Source organism: Candidatus Mycoplasma mahonii, assembly GCF_030550815.1.
Classification (GTDB): Bacteria; Bacillota_I; Bacilli_A; order Mycoplasmatales; family Metamycoplasmataceae; genus Mycoplasma_O; species Mycoplasma_O mahonii.
Map to the genome: position 1 here is coordinate 583875 of NZ_CP114583.1, position 10979 is coordinate 594853.

Below are 10979 nucleotides of genomic sequence, written 5' to 3' on the forward strand. Positions count from 1 at the left end.
ATGAAGCAAGAACATAAATCATATAATATATATGTGTATGTAAGATCTATAAAAATAGACTCAATTGAGTCTATTTTGTTTCGTCTTTTTTAACTTCTATTTTTTAAGCCGCTGGTTTAGCTGTTGGATTCTTAACTTTTGTTTTTACTTGGACATAAGCTGACGCATACTTTCTATTTCTTCTTTTTTCGAATTTAATAATTCCATCAATTAGAGTGTATAGAGTATGATCATTACCGATTCCAACATTATTTCCAGGGTGAATTTTAGTTCCCCTTTGCTTATAAATAATTGAACCTGCAAGTGCAAATTGACCATCAGCTAATTTGGCACCTAGTCTGCGTCCTTTGGAATCTCTACCGTTTTTTGAACTTCCACCTGATTTAACTGATGACATAGATTATCCTTTCACTTCAGTGATTTTCACACGAGTGTATGGTTGACGATGACCATATTTCTTTTTTCTAGTAGATTTAGCTATATGACGATAAACAATAATTTTCTTTTGTTTACCTTGCTTCTCAATTACACCATTAACTGATGCTCCTTCAAGAAGAGGTTTTCCCAGTTTTTTTTCAACCATTAAAACTTCTGAAAATGTGACTTTATCACCTTCTTTACCTTCGATTTTTTCAATGAAGATAGTATCATCTTTTTTAACGATTAATTGTTTACCACCAGTTTTAATAATTGCAAACATTTTATGTTCTCCCTAATTGTGGCTCGCCTTTAAGGTGCTATGCTTTAATACCTATTCAGAACGGTTACTTAAAGTAACCCGTTTATTATAACAAAGTAAGGAAAATATTTTTAGTAAATAAAAAATAATGTTAAGTTTTGTCAATATGGTAATTATTAAAAAACAAGAAAAGAATTATCGCTATACTTCACGATAATCTTTTTTGCTTATTACATAATGCTTTATAAATTTTAAATTAAATAAGGAAGCAAAGTTCTTAATTCTCTTGGTAGTTATTTTATCATCCAATGATGGCGTGACATTCAGAGATGGATGATTATGAAAACAATAAAAAAGGTCTGCATCAGCTTTCAATGCCACTTTCACTATTTCAGTGGGACTTAATAAAATTGAAGTGCTAGTCCCTCGATAGAGCTCCTTGTAGGATAACATCTTGTAATCATTATCAAATAAAATTATTAAAAATTTTTCAGTTTTAGAATCCCCAATCTTATTTTGAGCAAATTTAATAATATTTGTTTCATCTTTATATTGATCATCGTGATAAGGCTTTAAATTAATCCTTTTCACAAATTCAAATAATGCCAAGATTTCAATGGCCTTTACTTCACCTATTCCTCTAAATAATTGAAGTTCTTTTCTTGTTGCCTTGGACAGAGATGCAAAGTCCTTATAGTGTTTAATTAAATCTGATGCTAAATCAAGAGCGCTATGTTTTTGTGCCCCTGATTTTAAAAAAATGGCTAATAATTCAATTTCACTAAGCGATCCAAATCCTCTAAGACTTGCTTTTTCTCGCGGGCGTAAATGTGCCGGCAACATCCTAATAGGCATAATATGACACGTTTGTCGTACCAGTTTTTTTGCTTGATGTAGTTGATGATGGTTTATTATCTCATGCCGCTTGAATATTTTCCCCTTTAATGGATCCCTTGTCTGAGAAGATCGATTTAAATGATGCTACTGCTGTGACTGTTGTTTGAACTAACATCGGAATCATTGCCACTAATCATGCTCATCCGCCATATGTAGTTTCTTGTTCTTCTTGACTTAGTTTTGTAAATCCTTGTATTTGCATTTTTACCTCCTCATTTAAATATGTATAAAAAACACATGTTTAAACACAAGAAAATAAAAAATAAATAAAAAACTAGATATTTATCTAGTCAATAATTTTAATCTGGTATTTATTTGATATTTTCTACCAACTTTAGCTAGTTCCTTACCATTGAGTTTAACACTATCTGCTGAAAATGTATGTTTAATCTTCAGTAGCGATGCACCAACACCATAAACATCAACTGGTGTATGTGTCTCCTCAAACATATTAATTTTTTCTACATTAAAACCAGAAGAAACAATAATCTTAACTTTATTGGCTTCAACATGATTGAGAGCATTACGTAATGATTTAATTAAATTTGGTGTGACACCAAATTCTTCATCATTTAAAAACATTGCATCAGAAATTCCTTCAGAAGTATCAATCCTCACAGCAACTAATTCATCACCAAAGGTTTTAAAGCATTTGATAGAATCGCTAATAACATCATTATTAAAATCAACTAAGGCCACCAACTTTTCGTGAGGAAAATTGCTTCTATATGATTTTAAGGTTTTCACAATATCTCCATGATGCATTTGAATCATTGCATGAGGAATTGTACCAATGGCACTTCCATCATGCAAGGCAATATGAGCATCTGTCACTTGAGTCAAAATACCTCCCAAGGCAATGGCATAGCCATCTCGTTCTTGATTAGTATAATGATCAGAGCGATCACCCATAAAAATCACATCTTTACCCTTAGCAGCTTTAACAACATCACGAGCATTAGAAGCTAGTGAAGTACTACGGGAAAGAATTCCGTCAATCATTCCCTCATACTCTCCAAATTCATGATAATGACCCTCAAACTCTAACACAACCTCTGTCCCATGAATAACGGACCCTTCAGGTAAATACTTAACTGTATATTGTGACAAATCAGTATGTTTTTTTAAAAGCTCTAATACTTCATCCATTCCAGCAAGCATACCTTCAGGTTGTCGTTGGAAAAACTGCATGGTCACAATGGGTGATGGTTTCATGTGTTGGGATATTTTAGCGGTCTTTGAAAAGTATTTAGCAGAATATTTAAGTATGATTGAGATTCATTTCTTGAGGTTTAATTCACCTTTTTTTTAAGACATAATATCCAATACCATAGGTCAAAGTGATAGGCATAGCCATTTGCATAATTAGCACATTCAACCAAGCATCAACATTTGTCCAACCATTATCATTTAGAGTAAAGATTTGCCCATAAAGAGCTGCAGAACCCATGCCTGATGTCACAGCTCTATGATTAAATGCTAATGGCAAGGCAATCACGGCAATCATCGCCATTAAAGCAGACATAAAAGTGGGAATAATAAGCAACTTGGGTTTCTTGATAAAATTATTCATCTGTAGCATTGATGTACCAAGACCAACCGCCAATGCTTGCGATCATTTATTTGTTGATAAATAAGTCATGACGCCAAAGGAAACCATTTGAGCAGCAGTGGCAGCCATAGCAGCTGTGGCAGCATCACCATGTAAAGATAAGGCAAAGGCAATGGCTGCTGATGAAGTAGGTAATGATAAAGCCAATCCCATTAAAGCACCCATAATTGGTGCTAATAAAATAGCTAAATAGCGCTTATCATTGATAGTATGTTCAATGATCCATTCTAATAACACAAGGACTGTTGAAGTCATATATGTTAAGAATGTTGCAAGAAATATCCCACATATCACACCAATAAGTGGCACAATAATAATATCTAAAAACATTTCTCATTGGCATATTTTAAAAACATACGCAACTACAACTGCTCCGATTCATGCTCCAAAAACATCTCCAGGCAAAAATACTTTTTGGATCCCAATAGATCCACTTCAATTAATCCCATTGCTATATTTGGGAATCATCATCGAGTGACCAATCACAAATGCTGCTAAAGCGATGGCAAAGATTTGTAATGGGCTCATTTTTAATTTCACACCCACTCCAACGCCAATAGCGAACGGAGTTAAATATGTTAAACCAGATTTAACGGCTTTAATCATATGACTAAAGTCATTATCTTGGTTGATAGCAAACAATCCTATGATGGCACCAACAATTAACGAGGCAATAAAACCTCATGTCATCCCAATCATAGAATTCAATCATAATTTTTTATGATTAATTTTTGTATTGATTTTCATTATCAAAACTCCTTATAGAGTTTCTGATTTAAATTGTAACGTTTTACACAATGTGCAATAACTATATTCAGACTTATACTGTCGGCTCAGGAATTCCACCTGATCATGCTCGTGAGAGTACGATGGCTATTACATCCGGTCGGGTTCAACCCATCAGGAAACTGCAACTTTATGTTGCAATGAGATTATACATTTATTTGCAAAAATAATTAATTATTTAATGGGCTGGTAATTGTCCCTTATATGGTAGGTTAAATAAAAATGACTTACTTGTCATTCTTTTTCTTTGGTGGATTAATTGCTTTGTCTAAAAGGTCTTGAAAAGGTTTAGGGAGAGGTTCAGTTTGTTTCATTATTTGGTAATAATGTAGTTTATGTCTCAGGGATGATCGCAAAGATTAAGCAACTGAACATTAAATATAGTTTTTTTGATATAAAAAGGAACTAATTGGTGTGGATTGGTAATCACATATGTAGTAAAATTGTGCTTATATATTTATATTTGCATTAAAGTTTTTAACTACAAAACAAAATATCCAATGAAGAGCTTAATGTATATAATGTTTTATTATAGTAATAATGATCCTTATCTAAAGGCGTTGAATATACATAAATAAAATTTAAATTATCCAAAAAAGTATTATAATCAATATAGGTCATTGTTAATTATTAATGATCTCCATACCTCTTAAATGAGTCTCGGCCTTGCGCAAACTTTAGGATCCTTTAGGATCCTTTTTCTTATATAATATAAAAGTGAAAAAATTGTACAAGGTTGGTAGAATATATTGAATAAAACCAATTCCAATTCCCGGAATGACTTCCAAAGAACTTTAGATAATGACTTTAATAGTGGTAATTAGCCCCTAATAGTTAATAGAATAAAATATAAAGAAAAATGACTTACTTGTCATTCTTTTTCTTTATATTTTATTCTACTAACCACCAAGGTATAATCACCATTTAATGAGTTATTGATCAATTTCTTAGTAAATGAATTTATCATCAATGCATCATCCACAATAAAAGTGTCTAAAGATTACGATCAAGTTTTTCACGATGCAAATAATCAATAATAGCTTCACCCAAACCATTTTGTTCAACATCTGAAGTGTAATATTTAGCTACTGCTTTAACTTCAGGAGTGGCATTATCCATAGCATAAGCACTATTCACGACTTCAAACATCGACAAGTCATTTGACGAATCCCCGATGCCCATAGTTTTTGTTAATGGAATATTCAATCTCTTTGCAAGCTCTACGATAGTATGTCCCTTAGAAACACCTTTATGAGTAATCTCCACATGATTGGGGGTCATTCTTGCTAGTTGCAAATTTAAATCTTTGGCAAAATCACAAATCAAATCAATTTTTTCAGGATTATCATAAAATTCAATTTTAAAAATATCTGTTTTCACTTCATGTGTTTTTTTAATATTGCCTTGTTTAGTCATAACACGCTTAATAATATCAACAGCAGAATGTGGCACATGATGATTAATATAGACATGTTCTTTATCTCAAAAAATACATGAAATTTCATGCTTTAAACCAAATTGAAACAATTTATCAGTTAAAGCATGAGGCAACATTGATGTGTAAATAAACCCATCATGATCACGATCAAAAATAGCTGCACCATTGGAAGTAATAATATAACGAACATCTAATTGCTCAGCAAGGACTGAAATATTATCAAAATAGCCATTGCCCGTACATAAAATAAATTCCACATCTGATTGCTGAGCAGTTTTAATATCAGCAACTGTAGCAGGCATAATAATGTTGTGCGGCTTTTGATAGATAGTACCATCAATATCAGAGAAAATTATATTTTTCATATTTATATTATAAAGAAAAATAACTCGTGCTATTTAACAACTATATTAACAATTTTATGAGGGATATATATTTCTTTAATGATATTTTTGGTCAAATGCTTTTGAATACTTTTCATATTTTTGACTAAGGTAAAGATTTCTTCTTTGGATTCATTGCCTTTAATTTGTAATGTACCTCTTAATTTGCCATTCACTTGGATGGCAATTTCAATTATTTCTTCTTTAATGAGTGCTTCATCAAAAGTAGGTCATATCTGTTTTGCAATTTCTTGTTCCTTAAATTTTTGCAGTAACTCTTCAACAATATGAGGTGCAAATAAAGAAAGAACAATAAGGAATGATTTTCTTTGATGAGCTGAAATATGTTTCACCTTATGCAAAACATTGATAAAAATCATCATCTTGGAAATAGCAACATTAAATTTAAGGTCCTCAATATCGATAGTTACTTCTTTAATAAATAGATTAAATTCTGAATTTAATTTTGATTTACCAATGATAGCAACTTCATCAAAAGCCCGCACAACACGCTCAAGTCATTTTCTAATGCCTTTAACCCCATCTTCTTGTCATGGTTTTGTTTCTTCAAATGGACCCATGAACATTTCATAGATTCGCAAAGTGTCACCACCAAATTTTTTAATGATTTCATCGGGGTTAATGACATTACCTTTGGACTTAGACATTTTTTGTCCATCTGGCCCTAAAATCATTCCTTGATTAACTATTTTTGTAAAAGGCTCTGAAGTTGGCACAAGACCAATATCAAATAAAATTTTATGTCAAAATCTGGCATATAGTAAATGGAGCACCGCGTGCTCTTGACCACCAATATAAAGATCAACTGGTAATCATTTTTTAATTTTTGCTTGAGCTTCAGGAGATTCAATATCTAAATATGTCCCATCATCATTTTTTAAAATATAACCAATGTAGTATCAACAAGATCCAGCTCATTGAGGCATAGTGTTTGTTTCTCTTGTGTATGTTTTTCCATGTTGTTCAAAGGTTAATCAGTCTTTTGCATTAGCAAGTGGTGATAACCCGGTTTTAGTTGGTTTAATTTCTTTCATCTTTGGTAATTCAAGCGGCAAATCATCAATTAAGATAATGTCACCATCTTCATCAAAAGCCACCGGAAATGGTTCACCTCAATATCTTTGTCTGGAAAAGACTCAATCATTTAAATGAAGTGTCCCATCTTCATTTTTAATTCAATTTTTTTGAAGTGATTTTAAAGATTGTGGTCAAGGAATAGTCTCAAGATCATCATAAAGACGATCAGCATATTCAGTTATTTTTAAAACTCATTGTTTCATAGGTTTTTTGATCACTGGAAAACCACCAACTTCTGATACTCGCTGCCCATCTTTTTCCACCACCTCTTCATTAGCTAAGCCAGTTCCCAGTTCTTCACATCAGTTAACATCAATCTCTCTGATTTCAGCCAAATCTTTTTCATAAATTTTTTTAAAGATTCATTGTGTTGTTTTAAAATATGCTGGATCAGTGGTATTTACTTCCTTATCATAATCAAAGGAAAATCCTATGGATTGTAGTTGTTTTCGAAAAACCTTAATATTCTCATTAGTAAATCCTTTGGGATGGTTACCTGTTTTAATTGCATATTGTTCGGCAGGTAAACCAAAAGCATCTCATCCAATGGGGTGAAGCACATCAAAACCATTTAATCTTTTATAACGAGCAATAATGTCAGTAGCAGTGTATCCTTCAGGATGTCCCACATGAAGACCAGCTCCAGAAGGATAAGGAAACATATCTAAAACATAAAATTTTTTATTTGATTTATTAGTGGTTTTATAAGTTTTATTTTTAAGTCAGTACTCTTGTCATTTTTTTTCAATTTTTTTGTGATTATACATATTTGTAATTATAAATAAAATATCAATATATTCAATAGACAATTTATTATATTTCAAATAACAAAAAACCACCCGAAGGTGGCATTGGTCACTCAAGAGTGATATGTTGCACTTATAAGCCGCGTTTTGTACCCGAAGGTTCCAATCATTTATCTATGCTTACGCATCTTTGTCATCGTTCGTTTCCTTTGACAAAGTTCCCCTACCAAATTTGGGTTTCTAACTCGTGGAGTTTACCGCGTTTCACTCTAATTAAATAGACTCGTCTCTGTGGCACTAGTCGTCTAGGCTAAGGTTTATTTGACCTTACACGAACACTACTTGCATCGCAGCAAGTGTTAGCGCGGACTTTCCTCTACATTGCTGCAGCGATTGGACAGTGCAAAAATATTATAAAGAAAAATGCCTAGGCATCTTCAATTATTTAATTTTTCTCTCCAACTGGTTTAATTTATTCATAATCTCATGCCCAGTATTTTTTTGTGCTTCACTTAAAGAGTGTTTTAAATTGGTAATTTGAATTTTGAACCCCTCAATTTCCTCATTTTTATCAGATAATAAATTTTCAGCATCGCTCATATTTTTGGAATAGTTAGCCACAATGTCCTCATATTCTTGATAGTCTTGAATGATTAAATCAAAGAAACCATCCACCTCTTGAGGCGAATATCCGGCCATATCAGTAGCGAATTTCTTGTGTAATATTTCTTGAGACTTTAAGTTAAAGTTTTTTTTCATAATTAAAATATTACCTTGGGACATAAAATAGCAAAACTAATGTTATTAAAACCATGTTCAATTCCACTTAATGCTTTTAATTCATCATGATTTACTACGGATTGATGATGCTTGTTTTGCTTATAAATATTAACTTGGTCTTTGATATTAATTGAATACATGATATCTCTGATTTTATTACCAACTTTTGAAGAAACAGATTTTTGTTGCTGATCTAGTTCTTTTAGATCTTGTGTACTAAAATTTTTGATAATACCTCCTCTAATCTAATTTTACTATTTTTTAGATAAAAAAAATGAATAGTGTAAAATTAATATGAAAAGAGGAATTATGATAAAAATTACAAATCGTGTAAAAAACAAATTTATTTTAAAGGGTGTCTTTGCATCATCAAAACTAAATAAAAATATTATTAAACAAAAAAATAAAGTCACAGAATTTATTGAGAAAAAAGAGGCTATTATTTATTTAGGTAAAGAAGGTGACTTTAATCATGAAGGTATGATTGCAGTTGCAAAAGCAATTGCCAGTTTAAATACAAGAGACTTCCAAATCTCTGTTAAAACATTCATCACCAAAAAAATAACTCAAAAAGAAATTGTGAATGTGTTTGTATTAGAACAAGAATTCAAAAATGGAAAAATCTATAATGTTGAAACTGCTAAGAAAGACCCAAAAGCCACTTTAGAATTAATAGATGTAGACGCAATTGGGAAAGCTGAATATAAAACAGCTATCATTCATGCAGAGTCAATGACTTATACAAGGAACTTCCAAATGATGCCTCCAAATGTTTTAAATTCAGAAGTATATGCTAAAATGTTGAAAGATGATTTCTCGAAAATCAAAAACGTTACCACAAAAGTTTTAACTAAAAAACAAATTATTGATTTAAAAATGGGCCTATTTTTATCAGTGAATATTGGATCAGCCTTTGAACCAAGAGTTGTAATCGTTGAATACAAAGGTGCACCTGCATCAAAGGATAAAACAGTTCTAGTTGGTAAAGGAATCACTTATGATTCTGGAGGCTATAACATTAAAAATAGCCAGAACTTATTAGGAATGAAATTTGATATGTCAGGTTCAGCAATTGTTGCCGGAGCAATGAGGTCGATTGCAAAATTAAAACCAAAGAAAAACATTTCAATGGTATTAATGATTACTGACAACATGATTAACTCGGTCGCTTCAAAACCCGATGATGTTTATACAGCCATGAATGGTAAAACTGTGGAAATAAATAATACTGATGCTGAAGGAAGATTGGCGCTTGCTGATGGACTAACTTATGCTGCTAAAAAACTTAAAGCTACAAGATTAGTTGATGTAGCGACACTAACTGGTGCGGTTTTAGTGGCATTAGGTCATACATACACAGGTGTTTGATCAACAAGTGAAAAAGGTTGAGAAGATATTAATGTTGCTGCAAAAGAAATGAATGAAAATATTTGAAGATTACCATTTCATAAAGATTTCATTGAATTTATGAGTAAATCTAAAGTGGCAGATTTAAAGAATACTGCTTTAGATGGACTTGGTGGATCAAGTACAGCCGCCATGTTTCTAAAAAGTTTTACAGAAGATGTTGAATATATCCATCTAGATGTAGCCGGAACAGCAGACAAAGGTCATTATCCATATGGGCCAATGGTTAGGACTTTAACTAAGGTTGCAAAATAATGTTTAACATTATTATCGCAATCATTCTTCTTACTATTTTAATATTTTCAGTTTTTGGTGCCTTTGGTGCTCTTATTAATGGTGAAAAAGGTTTATCAATCATAAAAGGAATTATTATTGGTGCCTTATTACCTTTTTTAGGACTACTAATATTATCATTACAAAAACAATCTACCAAGAATGTCGTGGATGAAATGTACACAAGAGGATTAATTAAAAAAGATGAACATGATAAAACGATGGAGATTCTTATTAATAATGTTGAAAAAGTAAAAAAATAAACCTAATGATAAAATTAGGTTTTTGTTTATCGATATTTTCAAAACTAAATAAGTCATATTTTGTATATTATGGGTATACTAATAACTTTATTTTTTAATAATTCATTAATTACAAGCAATTAGTTAAAATATGATTTTTATTTTTAAATAATAATATTTATCATAATTTTAAACAAAAATAGCCCAATGACGAAAACAACAATTAAAGATATGTTCATGCAGTTATTGTAAACTTAAATAGTGCAATTATCTAGATCATGATAACAATCAAGACAATAATCATTTCTAATGATCCAATCACTGTAATGAACAAAGAAGGAAATCATGGTTTTGTGAGATTCATCTTTTCAATGCCAACGGGCGAGTCGTATTGTTTTAAGTAAACTTTTCTTTTTTTAGTTTCATGGAAGACTCCTATTTTTTTATGTCTACTTTCTATAAATGATGTTATGGTTTTTCTTTGAGAATGCGAGTATGAAGTGAAGAGACCCAATTTTACCAAGATCATCATCAATCCAACTAGTATCTGGAGTACTGCCACAAAGGGTCACACAATACTATTGGTTATACCAACGCTAAGCAAGATTAATCCTATTATGATAATCACTATTGATATC

General features: G+C 31.5%; 12 protein-coding genes, 1 other RNA gene and 2 pseudogenes. 2 read left to right on the forward strand and 13 right to left on the reverse strand.

Going from position 1 to position 10979, the window contains the following annotated elements; all coding sequences use genetic code 4:
* Nucleotides 1–103 precede the first annotated feature (103 nt).
* From rpmA to O3I44_RS02925, 12 genes and pseudogenes are all read right to left on the reverse strand, one after another.
* Nucleotides 104–397 (reverse strand): 50S ribosomal protein L27, encoded by a 294-nt coding sequence (gene rpmA / locus O3I44_RS02880; protein ID WP_303717008.1) that lies wholly within the window; start codon nucleotides 395–397, stop codon nucleotides 104–106.
* A 3-nt stretch (nucleotides 398–400) separates the two neighbouring features.
* Nucleotides 401–700 (reverse strand): 50S ribosomal protein L21, encoded by a 300-nt coding sequence (rplU, locus tag O3I44_RS02885; RefSeq protein ID WP_303717010.1) that lies wholly within the window; start codon nucleotides 698–700, stop codon nucleotides 401–403.
* 180 nt (nucleotides 701–880) lie between these two features.
* Nucleotides 881–1522: a RadC family protein gene (gene radC, locus O3I44_RS02890; RefSeq protein ID WP_303717012.1), complete on the reverse strand. Its 642-nt coding sequence runs from the start codon at nucleotides 1520–1522 to the stop codon at nucleotides 881–883.
* Nucleotide 1523: 1 nt separating this feature from the next.
* The gene (locus O3I44_RS02895) at nucleotides 1524–1778 is read right to left on the reverse strand and encodes a hypothetical protein (RefSeq protein WP_303717013.1); all 255 of its coding nucleotides are present in this window, start codon (nucleotides 1776–1778) and stop codon (nucleotides 1524–1526) included.
* A gap of 80 nt (nucleotides 1779–1858) precedes the next feature.
* Nucleotides 1859–2872 carry a nicotinate phosphoribosyltransferase gene (locus tag O3I44_RS02900; RefSeq protein ID WP_308446397.1) on the reverse strand — a complete coding sequence of 338 codons (1014 nt, stop codon included), beginning with the start codon at nucleotides 2870–2872 and terminating at the stop codon, nucleotides 1859–1861.
* The gene (locus O3I44_RS02905; RefSeq protein ID WP_303717015.1) at nucleotides 2838–3935 is read right to left on the reverse strand and encodes a PTS sugar transporter subunit IIC; all 1098 of its coding nucleotides are present in this window, start codon (nucleotides 3933–3935) and stop codon (nucleotides 2838–2840) included. Before O3I44_RS02905 ends, O3I44_RS02900 begins: the two co-directional genes overlap by 35 nt.
* Before the next feature lie 1032 nt (nucleotides 3936–4967).
* Nucleotides 4968–5777, reverse strand: coding sequence for a Cof-type HAD-IIB family hydrolase (locus tag O3I44_RS02910; RefSeq protein ID WP_303717017.1), 810 nt, complete (start codon nucleotides 5775–5777; stop codon nucleotides 4968–4970).
* A gap of 29 nt (nucleotides 5778–5806) precedes the next feature.
* Nucleotides 5807–6382: a class I tRNA ligase family protein gene (locus O3I44_RS03670; RefSeq protein ID WP_373317549.1), complete on the reverse strand. Its 576-nt coding sequence runs from the start codon at nucleotides 6380–6382 to the stop codon at nucleotides 5807–5809.
* Nucleotides 6377–7096 (reverse strand): annotated as a pseudogene (locus O3I44_RS03675) (class I tRNA ligase family protein); the annotation flags it as partial. The gene O3I44_RS03670 and the pseudogene O3I44_RS03675, both read right to left, overlap by 6 nt.
* A gap of 147 nt (nucleotides 7097–7243) precedes the next feature.
* Nucleotides 7244–7660, reverse strand: a pseudogene (locus tag O3I44_RS03680) (class I tRNA ligase family protein); the annotation flags it as partial.
* 110 nt (nucleotides 7661–7770) lie between these two features.
* Nucleotides 7771–8044, reverse strand: an RNA gene (rnpB, locus tag O3I44_RS02920) — RNase P RNA component class B.
* Nucleotides 8045–8080: 36 nt separating this feature from the next.
* Nucleotides 8081–8398, reverse strand: coding sequence for a DivIVA domain-containing protein (locus O3I44_RS02925; protein ID WP_303717021.1), 318 nt, complete (start codon nucleotides 8396–8398; stop codon nucleotides 8081–8083).
* Nucleotides 8399–8728: 330 nt separating this feature from the next.
* Between O3I44_RS02925 and O3I44_RS02930 the strand changes: the two genes are divergently transcribed.
* The gene (locus tag O3I44_RS02930) at nucleotides 8729–10081 is read left to right on the forward strand and encodes a M17 family metallopeptidase (protein WP_303717023.1); all 1353 of its coding nucleotides are present in this window, start codon (nucleotides 8729–8731) and stop codon (nucleotides 10079–10081) included.
* Nucleotides 10081–10362 carry a hypothetical protein gene (locus O3I44_RS02935; protein ID WP_303717024.1) on the forward strand — a complete coding sequence of 94 codons (282 nt, stop codon included), beginning with the start codon at nucleotides 10081–10083 and terminating at the stop codon, nucleotides 10360–10362. The genes O3I44_RS02930 and O3I44_RS02935 overlap by 1 nt, the downstream gene beginning before the upstream one ends.
* A 250-nt stretch (nucleotides 10363–10612) precedes the next feature.
* Here O3I44_RS02935 and O3I44_RS02940 read toward each other — a convergent pair whose 3' ends face one another.
* Nucleotides 10613–10903, reverse strand: coding sequence for a DUF3899 domain-containing protein (locus O3I44_RS02940; RefSeq protein WP_303717026.1), 291 nt, complete (start codon nucleotides 10901–10903; stop codon nucleotides 10613–10615).
* Nucleotides 10904–10979: the final 76 nt, after the last annotated feature.